Here is a 17,468-nt window from a genome sequence, read left to right on the forward strand (position 1 = left end):
GTTGAAAGAAAGTTGAATGAATAAGTTAACGGATGAATTTATAACCTACAAGCTCATCAAGCCTGTTCCTGAGCCGGGAAATACCGTCTCCATTGAGCGCGGAAATGGGGATGACGTCCACTTTCGGGAAACGCATGCGGAAGTTAACCAGATTTTCTTCCGCTCCTTCCAGGTCCATTTTGTTGGCGACGACGAACCAGGGCTGTTTGGCCAGGTCTTCGCTGTACAGTTTAATTTCCGTGCGGAGATTCTGAAGGTCTTCAATGGGGTCGCGGCCTTCGCTGCCGGCCATGTCCAGAACGAAGACGAGCACTTTGCAGCGCGTGATGTGGCGCAGGAATTCATGTCCCAGGCCCCGGTTGTTGTGTGCGCCTTCAATGATGCCGGGAATGTCCGCCACAATGCAGCGGCGAAAGCTGTCGAATTCCACCACTCCAATGATAGGCTGAAGCGTGGTAAAAGGATAGCTGGCTACTTTGGGCTTGGCTTCCGAAATGTCTCCCAGCAATGTGCTTTTGCCCGCGTTGGGGTAGCCTACCAGCCCGGCGTCCGCAATGCGGCGCAATTCCATAAAGAAGACTCCTTCCTCCCCCTCCGTTCCCATCTCGGCTTCCGTAGGCGCCTGGTTGGTCGCGGAACGGAAATGCCAGTTTCCCTTGCCGCCGAGGCCGCCCTGGCACAGCGTGAACCGGGTGCCGATTTCCGTCAGATCCGCTATTTTTTCCAGTTCAATGCCTTCACCTTCCCGTTCCAGCCAGGTCGCCTCCGCCATGGAAGAGGCATTGCTGCGGTAGATAATGGTGCCGGGGGGCACTTTCCCGATGACGGATTTGCCGTTCTTGCCATGTTTCTTGGCGCTTTGTCCGCCTACCCCGTCCGTGGCGATTAATTTTGGATCATAAAAAAAAGAACGCAGGTCATTCGTGTGCGGATCCACTTCCAGAATGACGCTTCCGCCATCGCCTCCATCACCGCCGTCCGGGCCTCCCTTGGGCACGAATTTGGCCCTTCGGAAGCTGACCAGCCCGTTTCCTCCCTTTCCTGCCCTGGCGAATATGCGGATGTTGTCAACAAACATGGTCTGAATATGAAACATTTTCCTTCAAAACGCAAGACATGTGCAGGGCTGCACGGTTTTTCCACGGTGTAGGCCGCTGACTTTCCCGTGAAAGAGGATTTCGAATCATTACGGGAACTCCGGATGTTTTTACGATGCCCCGGATTGATTTGTGCCATGCTGGCTGTCTTCACAGTAATAAATGAAGAGAAAAATTCCTCTTATTAAAATAATCAGGGACAGCGGCAGCGACATGCCGCTTTTATTGGTGTCATGCAGACGTCTGCATGTAACGGACGGGGAAGGGAACCCAGGGTGAATAAACTCCATGCCAGAAGAGGAGCGGCAGATGCCAGACAGCAGAAAAAATTTCAGTTGAGTTCTTTTGATTTAAGCCGCTCCAGGCAAATAAAAAAATTATCGAGATAGTGAAGGACATGTCCAAAGGCAGGACGGCAGTTTGCGCGTATATCCAATCCATGTTCCGGGAGGGCGGCCCTCCCGGAAAACGGTATGTTTGAAAATGGCCTGTTTAGCGATTCCCAACAAGTTGTCCCCCTTGAAGATTGTCGTTTGCGCAGTGTTCGTGTCCGGCATGATCCGTCGCAGTTTCGGAAGGTCTGTTTCCAATCAGGAAAAAAATTGATTCAGTATTTCATGTAATGTTTTAAAATGAGTGGATTACTTATGGAAAACCTCTCTGGAGGCCACTGTAATTGCTTAAAATATGTTTCGAAAGTCTGCGGGAAAAATAAAAATTGAGGAGTATGAACCCATATCATGAATTTGCATGGAATTCTGTCTTTCTGGGGAAAGGCGGATATTGCCATTTTTCTTATACGTGATGGGCAAACGGTCTTTTGGATTGAAAATGAGTATGGGCGTGGCATGATTTCCGGGAATCATGCCACGCCTTTCCATCCACCTTCCCGACGGTTCTGAAAAAACCATAGTTCTTCCAAAGAACGGTGAATATTTCGCACGCATCGGACGTGACGAGCATTGCGAGATCGTGCTTCCCTTTCAGTCGGTTTCCGGAGAGCATGCCTTGCTTCAGTTTAAGGAAGGGGGATATGTCCTGGAAGACCTTGGCTCCACTAATGGAACTAAAATCAACGGCCTGACGCCGATGGTCGCCGCGACCCTTTACGATGGCGATGAAATCGCTTTGGGGGATGCCAGGCTCCGGTTTGCGGAAGAGCCATCTCCGGGATTTTCTGCCGAATCATCCGGGAGAGAAGAAGATGCCGTCCCTTCGATCGCTATGCGGAACTTACAGCAGTTGGCGGATGAAGCCGCCCGCACGACCCGGAATCATTATTTATGGATGGCTCTTTATGCCGTCCTGATATTTTTTCTGGCTGTGTTTGCCGGATTAACCTACAAACATTACAGGGTAACGGGTGAATTGCTGCCTCTTCAATGGCTGGATATTGAATCCCCCAAGGCCGCCTTGAAATCCATGCCTCTTCCTCAGACGGAAAACGGTATGCAGCACTGACCGGAATTTTTCAGTCCTGCCGTTTTATGGACTGGCCGGAGTATTTCCGGGCATGCGTTCCACATCCGTGAATAATGTGAAAGGAGTGGCGGAGCCCTGTTCCAATTCCAACAGGTATTGTTTAATGGTCAGGCCGCTTGCATATCCGGTCAGTTTGCCGTCGGCTCCGATGACTCGGTGGCAAGGGATGATGATGCCGACAGGGTTCCGATTGTTGGCCTGTCCTACTGCCCGGCATGCTGATGGGCGTCCTATTCGCCGGGCAATGTCTCCGTAACTTCTGGTTTCTCCATAGGGGATGGCTTGAAGGGCTTTCCAGACCGTTCGTTCAAATTCGGTTCCCTGGGGAGAAAGCGGCACGTCAAATACGCGGCGGGAACCTTGAAAATATTCATCCAGCTGGTCAGCCGTTTGACGCAGCAGGGGTGTTTCCTCCCATTCCAAATGCTCCGGCTGTGCCATGCGGCTGAAGAAAAGATGGGTGACGGCTGTGCCGTTTTCCACAATCACGACAGCGCCTGCAGGCGTCTGGTGGAGGAGCGCTCGGGCATGGGGAGGAAAAGTGGTTTTCATATCATGACCATAGCATGTGCCGGGTTAAAAGTTCTATTCATTTTGCAGGATATTTCGCCATTTGACAGGGGAAAGGAGGTATGAGGTCCCGAATGATGTATTTTGTTTGAAAGGCTGCGGAACTAGGTGCAGTATTGCTCCGTATGAAGAAGAGCCTATTTGCCGTGTTATTGACTGCATGCCTTTGCATGTCTGTAAAGGGAGAAGATTCCAAACCTCCGAGGACCCTCCCCGGCGGATGGGTTTATGTCTGGGGTGACGAGTTCAACGGTTCCAGGATAGACGCCAAAAAGTGGAAACCGGAGTTGGGAGTAATCCGTAACCAGGGATCCCAGCAGACTTATACAGGCCGACCCAAGAATATGAGATTGGAGGATGGCTGCCTGGTTTTGGAAACCCATTTTGAAAAGTTCGCCAATATCAATTACAAAAAAAGTTCGGCGGATTGGATCAAGAATACCAAGTTCATGCCCTATACCTCCGGTTCCGTTACGACGATCAAGACAAAAAATTTCATGTTCGGCAGACTGGAAGTGCGTGCCAAGGTTCCCAAAACCAAGGGCATCTGGCCAGCCATCTGGCTGCTTGGCAAGAATAAATGGGGCTGGCCCACCAATGGAGAGATTGATATGCTGGAGAATATTTCCCAACAGCCGGATGTGGTTTATTCCACTTTCCATTTGAGTCCGGACGGCGTGTCCAAAAGGGATGCTTCCCGCGGAGGGACTGTGAAGATAGATAATCTTTCCGATGATTTTCATACCTATGTCATGGAATGGGACAAGGATTCCATCAAGTTGATGGTGGATGACAAGCTGGTGAAGTCCATTGACCTTAATACCACCAATTATGCCAATGGGGCGGGGAATCCGTTCCGTACGCCGTTCTATCTCATTCTCAATTCCGCCGTGGGCGGCACCTGGTGCGAGAAAGCTCCTAAAGACGGGCAAGGGTATCCTGTAAAATTCCTGGTTGATTACGTTCGGTTCTATCAGACGAAAGAACATGCCCAGCAGGCTAAGCAGTTTGACCCGGAAACCGGCCTGCCCAAGAAGAAATAGCCTTTTTCCAGGTTGAGACATGTCCGGCGTGGCGGCCGGACATGCAATATGTCACTTGCCTTGTCATTTCACAAATGGCGCGGCTTTTCATATTGGATTCTTCTGCAGTGTTTCGGAACGGGAGGCCGTGAAGGTCACAAGTCTGCATTTCCAGAGGAGATTGCTGTATAGCTCCGCGGGAATGTGCTTACCTGTGTTTTCTTTTTTATATTTAACGGAATAGCGCAAAAAAACGGCTCCGCCGGATGACGGAGCCGTTTTCGTTGGTCCAAAAAAGGGTTGGCTGATTTTAACAGGATGTTCCCGTGGTCTGGGCCAGTTCCTGGAAACGGGCCAGGATTCGAGCTGTAACAGGACCGATTTTTCCAGAGCCCAGCTGATAGCCGTCCAGTTTGGTCACGGGAACGCATTCCGCGGCAGTGCCGGTCAGGAAGCATTCGTCCGCACAAGTGATGGTAAAGCGGTTCATGGTCTTTTCCTGAGCCGGGATTTGCAGCTCCCGGCAGATTTCCAGCACTACCCGGCGCGTGATGCCGTCCAGGCAGCCGTCCGTAACTGGCGGCGTGAACACGGTACCGTCCTTCACGATGAAAATGTTGTCGCCCGTGCATTCGGCCACATTACCCAGGTCGTTCAGCATCAGGGCTTCCGCCGCACCCTGGCGCACAGCTTCCATTTTGGCCAGGATGTTGTTGAGATAATTGAGCGACTTGACCTGCGGACAAACAGTGTCCGGACGGTTGCGGCGCACGGAGCTGGTAATCAGGGCCAGCCCGTTTTCATATACATTCGGATCGTACAGGGAGATTTTATCCGCAATGATGAAGACGCAGGACCGTTTGCAGTTGAATGGGTTAAGTCCCAGATTGCCGACGCCGCGGGTAACCACCAGACGGATATAGCCGTCGTTCAGGCCGGAGGCCGCGACCGTTTCGCATACGGCGTTGGAGAGTTCTTCCTGAGTGTAAGGAATATCCAGCAACAGATAATGGGAGCAGTTGTACAGGCGGTCCATGTGGTCTTCCAGGCGGAAAACGCGCTTATTATAGAACCGGATACCTTCAAAAATGCCGTCTCCATAGAGTGTGCCGTGGTCGAAAACCGAGGTTTTTGCTTCCTCCTGTTCCACCAGCTTTCCATCTAACCAAATCTTCATTGTTATCTAGAATTGAGAAATTACTTATGCCGGAACAGAATACTCCTATTTGAGGAGGGGGGGAAGCTATAAATGCGCCGGAGGAAAATAAAAGTTCCATCGCTTGCGGCAATGGCGGCAGGGAGGCTTGCAACCGCTGAAAATATAGTCGGTATTCATGGAGCAGACTTGACATTTATTTTCCGGTGTTTTTAGCTCTCGCGCGCAATGTCAGATCCTTCCAAGTTCCGCAACCTCGCCATTATCGCTCACGTTGACCATGGGAAGACGACCCTGGTTGACCAACTTTTGCAGGCGGGAGGCGCCTACCGTGCTAACCAGGCCGTGCAGGAACGCGCCATGGATTCCATGGATCTGGAACGAGAAAAGGGCATCACGATTAAGGCCAAGAATACATCCATCCTCTGGAATGGATATACGATCAATATTGTGGATACTCCCGGACACGCGGATTTCGGCGGGGAAGTGGAGCGCGTGATGAAAATGGTGGATGGCGTGCTTCTGGTGGTGGACGCTTTTGAAGGGCCGCAGGCTCAGACGCGTTTTGTGCTCCGCAAGGCCCTTCAGGAAGGTCTGATGCCCATTGTCGTCATTAACAAGATCGACCGTCCGCATGCCGATCCCGCCGCCGTGCATGACCAGGTGCTGGAGCTTTTTCTGGAGCTGGGCGCCACGGATGAACAATTTGAGGCCCCTTTCGTGTACGGTTCCGCCCGCGACGGTTACTTCATGAATTCCATGGAGGGGGAACCTCCTGTGGACTGCACTCCTCTTTTATTCAAGATTGTGGAACATATCCCCGCTCCGAAGGATGCCGATCCGGAGGGTGAATTCAAGATGCTCGTTTCCAATATTGACTGGGACGATTATGTGGGCCGTGTGGCTATCGGCCGCATTACTTCCGGCACTGTGAAGAAAGGGGATACCGTGTGGCTCCATCAGAGCGACGGCTCCTGCATTTCCGGAAAAGTGACCCGCATGTTTGAATATTCCGGCCTGAGCACTACGGATTCGGCCATCGGCGTGGCAGGCAACATCGTAGGGGTGGCGGGGTTTGAAAACGTCAATATCGGGGAAACCTTGGGCGGTTCCGCGGATACGGAGCCCCTTCCATTCGTGGCGATTGATCCTCCTACCATTTCCATGGAATTTTCCATCAACAACGGGCCTTTCGGAGGGCGCGACGGCAAGAATGTGACTTCCCGCGTGATACGCGACCGCCTGATGAGGGAAATGCGGACGAATATTTCCATCCAGGTGGAGGATACGGACAAGGCCGGCGTTTTCTCCGTTTCCGCCCGCGGCGCCATGCAGATCGCCGTGCTGGTGGAGACTATGCGCCGTGAAAATTATGAACTGTGCGTTTCCCGTCCCACCGTGATCATGAAGAGGGATGAAAACGACCGCCTTACGGAACCGTATGAAACGATGTACGTAGAAGTTCCGGACGAACATGCCAACGGCGTCATGAAGCTTCTTCACGCCCGCAAGGGACAGATGGAAGACATGGTATGCAGGGAAGGCACGGGCCATACTTTTATTCAGGCTTATATTCCCACCCGCGGTATTATCGGTTTTGAATTTGAGCTGGTCAATCTGACGTCCGGCCACGGTATTTTCTCCCACCTGTTCCGGGATTACGGCCCCTATGCCGGGGACATCACCACGCGTACCACCGGCACCCTGGTTTCCATGGAGACGGGCGTTTCCACTCCGTTCGCGCTGGTAGCGCTGGAAGAACGCGGGCGTCTGTTTGTGGGGCCGCAGGAAGATATTTACGAAGGCCAGATTGTAGGCGAAAACCCGCGGCAGATGGATATGCCGGTCAACCCGTGCAAGGAAAAGCATTTGAACAATATCCGCTCAGCCACGAAGGGAGACGGCATCCAGCTTTCCCCTCCCGTCATTTTTTCTCTGGAACGTGCCATTGAGTACATTGAACCTGATGAACTGGTGGAGGCTACGCCTCATTTTATCCGTCTGCGCAAGCGCATCCTGAACGCCAATGACCGCGTAAGGGAATCCCGCAAAGCAGGAAATTAAGGTTCCTGGAGCGCTGGGGAAAGGCTCCTGTGTTCAAAGCGGCGCCGGGGTAGGGCCGCGCTGCCGGGTTCCCTGCGGTCCGCTGAGCGGAGGAATGGCCTTGTTCTGTTATGAATAATTCCGGTTTTTCCTGTGCGGCTATCGTTTTATTTGTCCGCAGCGGTTTCCTTGCGGAAGAATGCGGGTTAATGGTCCCGTAATCGGAGAAGCCCAGGGGACAGAAAAGAAGAAGACGGGGAACGGTTCGTTTTCCCGTCGTCTCAGAGGGATAAATACTCGGTGAAAGCGTTTCCCGCCTTACCCTGTTGGCGGGTTTTTCCAGAAAAAATGCCCGGTTTCTTTTAAGAAACCGGGCATGGCATTAAACTCGTTGAGGGAACTCTTTTTAGATTTTGCCAAAGAGGGTCTTGCCGGCGGACATAAGGTTGTCGGCGGCTTCCTGAAGGCGGGCGGCGACTCCCTTTTCACCCTTGGCAAGATAGGAACGGGGATCGTAATCCTTCTTGTTGCCCACTTCGCCATCAATCTTGAGCACTCCGTTGATGTGTTCGCACATGTGGGAGACGATCGGGCGGGTGAAGGCGTATTGCGTGTCGGTGTCGATGTTCATCTTGACGACGCCGTAGGAAACGGCTTCGCGGATATCGGAAAGTTCGGAACCGGAACCGCCATGGAAGACGAGGGGCATGCGAGCCGCTTCTCCGTGTTTGGCTACCACGGCTTCCTGACCGTCCCGCAGGATGCTGGGTTTCAGTTTGACGTGGCCGGGCTTGTACACGCCGTGCACGTTGCCGAAAGTGGCGGCCAGCATGAATTTGCCGAGGGGCGCGAGGGCTTCATACGTCATCAGCATATCTTCCGGAGAAGTGTAAAGCTTGTCGGCGGGATGGCCGGAGTTGTCCACTCCGTCTTCTTCTCCGCCCACAACGCCGATTTCGATTTCAAGAACGATGCCCAGTTCGGCGCATTCCTTCAGCAGTTCCCGGGAAAGCTTGAGGTTTTCCGCCATGGGAAGCGTGGAGGCATCCAGCATGTGGGAATTGAAGAGGGGGGCTTCACCGCGTTCCACGCGGCGGCGGGATTCGGCAATCAGAGGACGCAGGAAAGTATCCACATGTTCGGGCTGGCAGTGGTCCGTGTGAAGGGCTACGAGAACGTTGTGCTTTTCAGCCAGACGGCGCGTTGCTTCCGCCAGAACAATGGCGCCAAGGGCGGAATTGCCTACGGAGCTGCCGGAGGCGAATTTGCCGCCACCGATGGAAACCTGGATGATACCGTCGCTTTTGGCTTCGGAAAAAGCGCGGAGAGCGCCGTTGATGACTTCGATCGTGGTCACGTTAACGGCCGGATAGGCGTAGCCTTCCTTTTTGGCCGTTTCAAGCATGGTAATGTATTGTTCTGGTGTGGCTATTGGCATAACGGGGATATGATAGGTGTTTTTTTTCAGGAGGGCAAGGCTGAACTCAGGCGCACGCCGGGGTTGCAGCGCTCTTGCGGGACATGTTCATGTTCGAATCATTGTGACTTGCGGCCGGACTGGTCCACCGGAGCCCGTACGGCAGTAGCGTGCGGCGTCTCCGGAAAGAAGCTCCGCGTGGCTTGGCGGACTTGAAAATTCTACCTTGTTTTCCATTCAGTACGGTTGAAAGGAAATGCCCCTCCTTCGTTTTACCGCTGGAAGGGCATTCTAAAGATGGGCGGGATGGGGATGTTATTCCGGAATGGATTCTCCCCGGATGAGGTCTTCCCAGCTCTGGCGGCTGCGAATGACGTTCCATTGGTCCCCGTCCACCAGGACTTCTTCCGCCATAGGCCGTGAATTGTAGTTGGAAGACATGGAAAAACCATAGGCTCCGGCGGACAGTACGGCCAGGAGTTCTCCCTGGCGCACGTCCGGCATGTCCCTGTTTTGGGCGAGGAAGTCTCCGGATTCACAGATGGGACCCACAACATCCGCTGTGACGCAGGATCCGGAGGGGTGTTCTCTGACCGGGATAATTTCATGATAGCCCTGGTAGAGGGCGGGGCGGATGAGGTCGTTCATCCCTGCATCCACAATTTTAAAGGTTTTGGCTTTCCCGTTTTTTTCATACAGGCAACGCGTGATGAGTGCTCCCGCATTTCCTACGATAAGACGGCCCGGTTCCACAATGATGTGTAATCCCAGAGGTTGCAGGGTGGGGACGACGGCCTGGGCGTAAGTGCTCAGCGTGAGCTGGGCGCAGTCCTCATTCCACCATTCCTGAACGCCGGAATCCAGCGTGCCCTGGTAAACGATGCCAATTCCTCCTCCGATGGAGAAAAATTCAATGCCGTGTTTTTCTTTCAGGGAAGCAGCCAGGGGGGCGACTTTCCTGACGGCTTCCAGGAAGGGTTTCGCCTGGGTAAGCTGGGAGCCGATATGCATTTGCAACCCTTTCAGATGAAGGTTCGGAAGTTCGCGGGCCGCCATCTCATAAAGAGATTCAATGCGTTCGAAGTCCACGCCGAATTTATTTTCAGCCTTGCCGGTAGTAATGTATTTGTGCGTTCCCGCCTCTACGTTGGGATTGACGCGCACGGCCACCGGAGCCTTGACTCCCATGGAGGCGGCAATGGCGTTAATGGCCCGCAGTTCCGCTTCGGATTCCACATTGAAGCAATAAATGCCCTGCGCCAGGGCATAACGGATTTCCTGCTCGGTTTTTCCTACGCCGGCATAAGTGCATTTGGACGGATCTCCCCCGGCTTTGAGGACGCGGAAGAGTTCTCCGCCGGAGACGATGTCGAATCCCGCCCCGTTGCGGGCCATGAGGTTCAGGATGGCGATGTTGGAGCAGGCCTTGACGGCGTAGGCCACTTCCGCGTTAAGCGGTGCCAGAGCTTCCCTGAGGCGGTGAAAGTGGTTTAAAATGGTTTGTTTGCTATAAACGTACAGGGGTGTGCTTTCCTTGTCCGCCAGTTCCTGAAGGTTGACGTTTTCACAGTAGAGCGTGCCGTTTTTGTAAGCGAATGAATGCATGGATTATTCCTTGGTTGTGCTTTCGTTGGTTTTCCCGGAATGGAGAGGGGGGAGAGGGAATCTGGGAGTGGGAGGGTTGTCAATGAGCTGGGCGATCCAGGCGAGATCCTTGGAGCTTTCCAGCCCGAGTTTAATCAACATGGTAATGGGTACGGCCAGCAGCATGCCGATGGGGCCCCATACCCAGCCCCAGAAGATGACGGAGAGCAGAACCATACTGGTCACAATGCCGAATTGTCGTCCCAACAGCATGGGTTCCAGGCAGTTTCCCAAGGCTGTGTTGATCACCAGGTAGCCGCCGGCAACAATGATGCCCGCAGTAGGGCTGATCAGAAGCATGGCGAGAAGTGTGGGGGGGATAGCCGCGATGATGGAGCCGAAGGTGGGAATGAAGTTGAGGGCGAAAGCCACGATGCCCCACAACAGCGGAAAGTCCACGTTCATGTAATAGCAAAGCAGGAAAGCCAGAAGCCCTGTAACTGCGCTGATGAAGGTTTTAATAATGAGATATTTCTGAACTCCGGCCAGGGCCTTGGAGAATTTGCGGATGCCTGTGTCGCTGTTATGCCCCAGTTTATTGATGTTCGCCCGGAAGCGGGGGGCTTCCCCCAGGAAGAAAGTCATCAGGATCAGAATCAGGGTGGTGAAGGTCAGCATGGAAGCTAACTGCCCCATCACCCCTGTGGAAAACGCCACGATGCGCTGGCCGTTGAGCAGGTCCGGAAATTCCTGAAGCATCTGGTCAGCCAGGTTGTTCCAGTCCTGTTCAATCAGGAAAGCGCGGAGTTCATGGATTTTCTCCATCATAAGAGGCTGGTATTTGACCGTGACCGTTTTGGCCAGATCCTGCCCCAGGTATTGGGCCAGATAGCCCAGGCCCACCAGAATGCCAAAGTCCATGATGACCGTGAAAGTCACTGCCAGCCAGTGCGGGAAGCAAAGACGGCTCTTGAAAAAAGTCGTCAGCGGATAACTGACGATTGCCAGAAAGCCGGATAAAACGATGGGCAGGAGCACCGGTTTTCCCGCCTGCAGCCCGGCCGTGATGATAATGACGCTGGCGAGCATGAGCAGAATTTTCAGGCCCTCTTTTCCGGATTCTTTCTGAAAAGTCATGGAAGGATTGATATTAACGGGGTGGGTAATGGTAGCCTGTTTTCTGCAGGATTGCAATCTTAAAGGCCTTCATTTTCATGATGTTCCCGGAAGAAACGTTCCAGGTCTTCAAAACGGGTCAGGAGAAAGTCCGGCTTTTTTTCCCTGAGGCCTTTGATGTCCGCCTCCGCGGCCCATCCTGCGGAGAGAATGCGGATAGGGACAGAGCGGCATGCGTCCACGTCTGTGGGGGCGTCTCCAATATAGATGGCTTCTGAGGCGACGGCATTCAGACGGGACAAAGCCCGTTTGATGCGGTCCGGTTTTACGCCTCCCTCCGGGGAGCCTGTTTCCAGAATAGGAAAAAATTCGGACAGATGAAAAAACTGGAGGGATATCTCTGCGCTTTCCAGGCGTTTGCCTGTGACCATGGCCAGCCGAATGCCGAGGTTGCGGAGAGTGCTCAGCAATTCGGCTGTTCCGGGAAAGGGGGCGGGAGCCAGGTCTGCGTGCAGCTTGCGGTAATAGTGGATAAATAGTTCCCTGCCGCGTTCATGCAGTTCCGGTTTCCCGGGAATCAATTTCTGGATAACTCCCAGATCGTCCGGGCCGAATTGGCGTTCGATTTCTTCATCCGTCAATATTCTGCCGTCCAGCTTCTGGATAGCGCGGCGAAAAGCCTCCCGGCACAGGGGTATGGTGTCGGCAAGAGTTCCGTCAAAATCAAAAATGGCGGTTTTGATCATCAGCCGTACCCTACATGCCGACAACGGACGGTTCAAGGGGAAAGCCGTGCCGGAATAGTCATGATGGGGCTGCAGGACGGATGAATAAGCAGGACGTGTCATCCCGTGCGGAAAGGTCAACGTTTCATTCCTGTAGTATCTCTAAATCCCTTATGTACGGGAAGGCCCCAAAAGAATATCTGTCCCTGTGGAGCGTCATTGCATTAGGAATAGGGTCCATGGTGGGAGCGGGAATTTTCGCCCTCATGGGGCAGGCGACCCTGATGGCGGGAAAAAATGTATATTGGTCCTTTATTCTGGGAGGCGTTGCTGCCCTGCTTTCCGGGTACACCTACGCCAAACTGGGTTCCCGTTATCCCGGTTCCGGAGGAATTATGGATTATTTCAACGAGGCTTTTTCCCATAAGACCCTGTCCGGCGCACTGACCCTTATTTACCTGGGAACGCTGGTCATTACCGTGGCCCTGGTGGCCAAATCCTTTGGAGCCTATGCGTCCCGCCTGTTTTTACCGGACAGGGCAGTCACCATTTATTCCACGGCCCTTTTTGCCAGCGTGGCTATTTTGCTGCTGGGGGCATTGAATATGGGGGGAGCCAGGGCCGTTGGAAAGTCGGAAGTAATCATGGTGGCATTCAAATTATTGATTTTGACGGTTTTAATGCTTGCCAGCTTCGGTTCTTCCGTGCCTGTGGGCGCGGATCCCATTCCGGTGAAAGGGCTGGACGGTTTGCTGGGCAGCGTGGGATTGACATTTTTCGCATTTGCCGGCTACGGAATGATGGCCAATACGGCGGGCAATCTGAAAAATCCTTCCAAGACGCTGCCAAGAGCCATTTTTATGGCTATTGGCCTTGTGCTGGCCTTGTACCTGATACTCTCCTACGTAGTACTGTCCAACGTTCCCGCTACTTCCCTGGAAAGCCATACGGAAACGGCCGTAGCGCAGGCCGCCTATCCGGTTTTGGGCATGTGGGGCTTCATGGCCGTATCCGTAGCGGCTCTCATTGCTACGGCATCAGCCATTAATGCCACCATGTTCAGCATGCTGGACATTTCCCGGGCTCTGGCGCGCAACGGCCAGCTGGGAGCTATTTTTAAACAGCCTTTCTGGGGCCACGGAACGGAGGGTTTTTTCTATCTTTTGCTGGGGATTCTGGTGATGACGAATGCCTTTAACCTGGTAGCCATCGCCAATTTGGCGGGGGCCTGTTTTCTGATCAGCTACCTGGCGGTGTTCGTCGCCCATTGGCGGCTCCGGAAAGAGACTCAGGGAAATGCGCTGCTTATCATCCTGGGCTTTCTTCTGATGCTGTTTATTCTGGGGGCGTTCTTTTACCAGATGTTCTTCAGCCAGCCTTATCTGATTCCGTTGATTGTGCTGTTTGTAGCCGCCTGCTTCATCCTGGAATTCCTGATACGCAGGAAGATTGCGAAAAATGTTCCCGGAGTTTCTTGACCCATGGGTGCGGGAGAAAACCGGGGCTTTTTCCCGGCCTTTTAATGCAGGAAGGAAGTCAGGGGGCTGGTGGCTGTAGCTTGGGAGGAAACGGCGGGAAGGCCGGACAGATAAGCCATGCGTCCGGCACGGCATGCCAGGGCGAACGCCTCCGCCATGGCGGAGGGAGAGCCGGAGGCGGCGATAGCCGTATTGACGAGCACGGCATCCGCTCCCATTTCCAGAGCCTCCGCCGCGTGGCTGGGCGCTCCCAGCCCCGCGTCCACCACCACGGGGACAATAGCCTGTTCAATGATGATGTTAATCAACTCCCGGGTCAGTACTCCCTTGTTGGTGCCGATGGGGGCGCCAAGAGGCATGACGGCCGCCGCTCCGGCTTCCTGAAGGCGTTTGGCGAGCACGGGGTCCGCGTTAATGTAGGGAAGCACGGTGAAGCCTTCCCTGACCAGGATTTCCGCCGCTTTCAGCGTTTCAATGGGGTCCGGCATCAGGTACTGGGCGTCCGGGTGAATCTCCAGCTTGATCCAGTTGGGCAGCCCGGCTGCTGCCGCCAGGCGCGCCAGGCGTACGGCTTCTTCTGCCGTAGTCGCTCCGCTGGTGTTGGGGAGAAGGAGGTATTTTTCCGGATCAATGAAATCCAGAATATTGGCGGCGGGATCGTGGGAACCCGTCAGATCCGCCCGGCGCAGAGCCACCGTCACAATTTGGGCGCCGGAGGCTTCCAGAGCTTCTTTCATGCTCTCATTGGAAGGAAATTTTCCCGTTCCCACCATCAGGCGGGAGGTGAACTGGCGTCCGGCTATCTGCAAAGGTGTGTCTGTCATTGCGGGATGGAGGGTACCTCCGCTTACCTTTTCAGGCAAGGGAGAATGAATAAGAGGGGGGCAGCATGACGGCTGAACGGAACATGGCCCGGGAAGGGCCATTCTTTATTCACCGCTGAAGGATGCGCTTCGTAATGCTCTGGGTTTTCCAAGGATTTCCTGATAAAGAACAGCCGCTTTCAGGGATTTGGGGTGGTGAAGGGAATTTTTCAGGGAAGGAGATTCCACTGCGGCTGATGACGGAAGAAGGTCGGGCAGATGTTCCTTCATCTCCCTCTTTTGCAAACGTTGCAGAGCCGCCTGTTCCGCATCGGAAAGAGAGCGCATGGATTGCCGGGCTTCTTCCGTAGCTTTTACGTAGCGTTCCAGCACATTTTGCGCCGTCTGCCGGGCTGTTTCCTCGGGTTGTGCAGCCGCCGGCGCCGGGATCGGCTGCGGTTTGCGGGCCACGGCGGGGGAGGGAAGCTCTACAGGAGGGGCTGAGGGCCGCGGTGCGCGGGCCGGTGCGGCAGGTTGGGTTTGCTGTGGCTGCGGGGTTGCCCGGCGCATTTCCGCAATGACTTCCCTTACGCGTTTTTCATGATGGTTCTCCGTGTCCGGAACGGACGGTTCCTCATCTTTTTCATCCGGTTTCAACAATTCGATTGCTTTTTTGATGAGGAAAATCACCCCGACAATCAGCCAGAACCAGAGTTTCAGGCTATTGTCATCGCCTCCGGAGGCGAGCATGTATGCCAGTGAATCCATAAAGGATAAAGGTTTCCGGAAAAAGCAGGCCTTTCCGGAAACCAGGGAATTTATTTATTTGATGGAAGAGGGAGGCGTATCCGGTTGAGCGATGGAATCTCTCATTTTGGTGTCAGCCACCACGTTTTGGTAACGGGCGTAGTCCAGCACTCCCAGATTGCCGTTGCGGAAGGCTTCCGCCATGGCCATGGGAATCTGGGCTTCCGCTTCCACCACCTTGGCGCGCATTTCCTGCGTTTTTGCAGCCATTTCCTGTTCCGTGGCTACGGCGGCGGCGCGGCGGACTTCCGCTTTGGCCTGGGCGATTTGTTTGTCCGCTTCCGCCTGCTCGGCCTGGAGGCGGGCGCCCACATTGCCGGCTACATCCACATCCGCAATGTCAATGGAAAGCACTTCAAACGCCGTGGCGGCGTCCACCCCCTTGTCGCTTACGGTACGGGAGATCACCTCCGGTTTTTCCAGAACATCCTTGTAGGAGGGGGCGGAACCTACGGCGGAGACGATGCCTTCCCCGACGCGGGCGACCACCGTTTCCTCCGTGGCGCCCCCTACGAAGAGATCCAGGTTGGTGCGCACCGTTACGCGGGCGCGCACCGCCACTGCAATGCCGTCACGGGCCACCGCCGTCAGGCGCGTTTGGCCGGAGCTGGGGTTCGGGCAGTCGATGACTCGGGGATTGATGGAGGTGCGCACGGCTTCCAGCACGGTCTTGGAAGTGCCTTTCACGGCCAGGTCAATGGCGCAGGCGCGGTCGTAGCTCAGCGGAATGCCGGCTTTCTCCGCCGCAATCAGGGCAAGCACGCAGTCCACGATGTCGCCGCCGGCCAGGAAGTGGGCCTCCAGCTCATCCGTGCTGATGTCCAGGCCCGCCTTGGCGGCCGTAATGCGGGTGTCCACCACCAGGGGATAGGGCACTTTCCGGAGCCACATCCCCAGCATGTTGCTCATGGAGACGGGCGCTTTCGCCAGACGGGCGCGCAGCCATGTCTTGAAGAATTTGGCGATGATGGCGAAAAAGATGACCAGAAAGATGACGAGGACGACGACCAGAATGGTCCCCCAGGCGGTTGCGTTGGAAATGTTTGCTGACAGCAGGTTGTTCATGTATCCTTCCATACCATATGAACCGAAGCAGGGTAAAGATATAATTGTGTTACCTGCGGTTTAAAGATATTGACCTTTCGGAGGATTCGTGGCAATGCACTTGGCCGTGCGCACCATTGATTTTGATTATCCGCTGCCGGAAGAACTGATAGCGGACCGTCCCCTTCCGGACCGCTCCGCGTCCCGGATGATGGTCATTCACCGGGATACGGGCATGATTGAACACAGGCATTTTTGCGATTTGCCGGAATATGTGCGGGAAGGGGATCATTTTATCCTGAATGATACCAGGGTGGTTCCGGCAAGATATTTTTCCAACGACGGTTCCATTGAAATAGTACGCGCGGAGGTTCTTAATCCCCTGTTGTGGAAGTGCATGGTGCGCCCCGGACGCAAAATGAAGCTTGGGCGTACGGTTGCGGTCGGAGAGGCGGTGGGCACCGTGGAAGGCATTGATGAGGAAGGGTACCGCCTTATCCGGTTTGACCGGGAAGTGGATGAGGAAAAATACGGGCGTCTGGCTCTTCCCCACTATATGAACCGGGAAAGCGACCCATCCGACAGGGAGCGTTACCAGACCGTTTACGCCAGACATGAAGGGGCCATTGCCGCTCCTACGGCCGGGCTGCATTTTACGCCGGAGCTGCTGGCATCCGTCCCCCACGATTTTCTAACCCTGCACGTGGGGGTAGGAACATTCCGTCCCGTCAAGGCGGACAGGATAGAAGACCATCAGATGCATACGGAGCATTTTTTTCTTCCTGAAGCCGCTGCCCGGGCAGTCAATAACGCCAGAAGGGTCATTGCCGTGGGCACCACCAGCGTGAGGGTGCTGGAACATGTGGCAACGGCGGAAGGTCTGCCGTTGAGGGAGTGTTCCGGTTCAACGAACATCTTCATCTATCCTCCCTACAACTACAAGGTGGTGGACGCCCTGATCACGAATTTCCATTTGCCGCAGAGCACGCTGCTGATGCTTGTCAGCGCCTTTGCGGGCAGGGAGCTGGTCATGAAAGCCTATCTGGAAGCCATCCGGGAACGGTACAGATTTTTCTCCTATGGAGACTGCATGTTGATTTTGTAAGGTCCCGGCGGTTTTTTCA

The 17,468-nt window shown here is 54.4% G+C and carries 16 protein-coding genes; 5 read left to right on the forward strand and 11 right to left on the reverse strand.

The features are described 5' to 3' along the window. Nucleotides 1-25 precede the first annotated feature (25 nt). Together obgE and WW58_RS13815 are read right to left on the reverse strand one after the other, a co-directional pair. Complete coding sequence (gene obgE / locus WW58_RS07170; protein ID WP_046436512.1) at nt 26-1,078, reverse strand: GTPase ObgE; 1,053 nt, start codon at nt 1,076-1,078, stop codon at nt 26-28. A gap of 129 nt (nt 1,079-1,207) precedes the next feature. Further along, complete coding sequence (locus WW58_RS13815; protein ID WP_081429107.1) at nt 1,208-1,387, reverse strand: DUF805 domain-containing protein; 180 nt, start codon at nt 1,385-1,387, stop codon at nt 1,208-1,210. Between the two features lie 574 nt (nt 1,388-1,961). Here WW58_RS13815 and WW58_RS13270 point away from each other — a divergent pair. Beyond that, nucleotides 1,962-2,558: an FHA domain-containing protein gene (locus WW58_RS13270; protein WP_102734957.1), complete on the forward strand. Its 597-nt coding sequence runs from the start codon at nt 1,962-1,964 to the stop codon at nt 2,556-2,558. A gap of 24 nt (nt 2,559-2,582) precedes the next feature. Here the strand turns inward: WW58_RS13270 and WW58_RS07185 are convergent, their stop codons facing one another. Further along, nucleotides 2,583-3,131, reverse strand: a complete 549-nt coding sequence (locus WW58_RS07185) for a methylated-DNA--[protein]-cysteine S-methyltransferase (protein ID WP_046436516.1) — start codon at nt 3,129-3,131, stop codon at nt 2,583-2,585. Nucleotides 3,132-3,493: 362 nt separating this feature from the next. Between WW58_RS07185 and WW58_RS07190 the strand changes: the two genes are divergently transcribed. Next, entirely contained in the window at nt 3,494-4,192 is a 699-nt protein-coding gene (locus WW58_RS07190) for a glycoside hydrolase family 16 protein (protein ID WP_288143428.1), read from the forward strand. 289 nt (nt 4,193-4,481) lie between these two features. Here the strand turns inward: WW58_RS07190 and ilvE are convergent, their stop codons facing one another. After that, nucleotides 4,482-5,348: a branched-chain-amino-acid transaminase gene (gene ilvE / locus WW58_RS07195; protein WP_046436520.1), complete on the reverse strand. Its 867-nt coding sequence runs from the start codon at nt 5,346-5,348 to the stop codon at nt 4,482-4,484. A gap of 207 nt (nt 5,349-5,555) precedes the next feature. On the opposite strand from ilvE, the gene typA reads away from it, so the two are divergent. Continuing rightward, a complete protein-coding gene (gene typA, locus WW58_RS07200; protein ID WP_012419774.1) occupies nt 5,556-7,391 on the forward strand; it encodes a translational GTPase TypA in 1,836 nt (611 codons plus the stop codon). Nucleotides 7,392-7,776: 385 nt separating this feature from the next. Here typA and fbaA read toward each other — a convergent pair whose 3' ends face one another. The 4 genes from fbaA to WW58_RS07220 all read right to left on the reverse strand — a co-directional run bounded on the left by fbaA (nt 7,777) and on the right by WW58_RS07220 (nt 12,233). Beyond that, nucleotides 7,777-8,808, reverse strand: a complete 1,032-nt coding sequence (gene fbaA / locus WW58_RS07205) for a class II fructose-bisphosphate aldolase (RefSeq protein ID WP_012419773.1) — start codon at nt 8,806-8,808, stop codon at nt 7,777-7,779. A gap of 294 nt (nt 8,809-9,102) precedes the next feature. Continuing rightward, the gene (lysA, locus tag WW58_RS07210) at nt 9,103-10,392 is read right to left on the reverse strand and encodes a diaminopimelate decarboxylase (protein WP_012419772.1); all 1,290 of its coding nucleotides are present in this window, start codon (nt 10,390-10,392) and stop codon (nt 9,103-9,105) included. Nucleotides 10,393-10,395: 3 nt separating this feature from the next. Beyond that, on the reverse strand, nt 10,396-11,508 hold the full coding sequence (locus WW58_RS07215) for an AI-2E family transporter (protein ID WP_128153451.1): 1,113 nt from the start codon (nt 11,506-11,508) through the stop codon (nt 10,396-10,398). 59 nt (nt 11,509-11,567) lie between these two features. Further along, the gene (locus WW58_RS07220; RefSeq protein ID WP_046436524.1) at nt 11,568-12,233 is read right to left on the reverse strand and encodes an HAD family hydrolase; all 666 of its coding nucleotides are present in this window, start codon (nt 12,231-12,233) and stop codon (nt 11,568-11,570) included. A 152-nt stretch (nt 12,234-12,385) separates the two neighbouring features. Between WW58_RS07220 and WW58_RS07225 the strand changes: the two genes are divergently transcribed. Continuing rightward, nucleotides 12,386-13,690, forward strand: a complete 1,305-nt coding sequence (locus WW58_RS07225; protein WP_046436526.1) for an APC family permease — start codon at nt 12,386-12,388, stop codon at nt 13,688-13,690. A 41-nt stretch (nt 13,691-13,731) separates the two neighbouring features. On the opposite strand, the gene WW58_RS07230 is transcribed toward WW58_RS07225, so the two are convergent. The 3 genes from WW58_RS07230 to floA all read right to left on the reverse strand — a co-directional run bounded on the left by WW58_RS07230 (nt 13,732) and on the right by floA (nt 16,365). Then, nucleotides 13,732-14,514 carry a thiazole synthase gene (locus WW58_RS07230; RefSeq protein ID WP_046436528.1) on the reverse strand — a complete coding sequence of 261 codons (783 nt, stop codon included), beginning with the start codon at nt 14,512-14,514 and terminating at the stop codon, nt 13,732-13,734. 105 nt (nt 14,515-14,619) lie between these two features. Next, nucleotides 14,620-15,261 carry a hypothetical protein gene (locus WW58_RS07235; RefSeq protein ID WP_143247098.1) on the reverse strand — a complete coding sequence of 214 codons (642 nt, stop codon included), beginning with the start codon at nt 15,259-15,261 and terminating at the stop codon, nt 14,620-14,622. A gap of 54 nt (nt 15,262-15,315) precedes the next feature. Beyond that, nucleotides 15,316-16,365 carry a flotillin-like protein FloA gene (gene floA / locus WW58_RS07240; protein WP_012419766.1) on the reverse strand — a complete coding sequence of 350 codons (1,050 nt, stop codon included), beginning with the start codon at nt 16,363-16,365 and terminating at the stop codon, nt 15,316-15,318. A 94-nt stretch (nt 16,366-16,459) separates the two neighbouring features. Here floA and queA point away from each other — a divergent pair, with 94 nt between their 5' ends. Next, the gene (gene queA, locus WW58_RS07245; RefSeq protein WP_012419765.1) at nt 16,460-17,449 is read left to right on the forward strand and encodes a tRNA preQ1(34) S-adenosylmethionine ribosyltransferase-isomerase QueA; all 990 of its coding nucleotides are present in this window, start codon (nt 16,460-16,462) and stop codon (nt 17,447-17,449) included. The last annotated feature ends 19 nt before the right edge of the window (nt 17,450-17,468 follow it).

It is taken from the genome of Akkermansia sp. UNK.MGS-1 (genome assembly GCF_000980515.1).
GTDB classification, from domain to species: domain Bacteria; phylum Verrucomicrobiota; class Verrucomicrobiia; order Verrucomicrobiales; family Akkermansiaceae; genus Akkermansia; species Akkermansia muciniphila.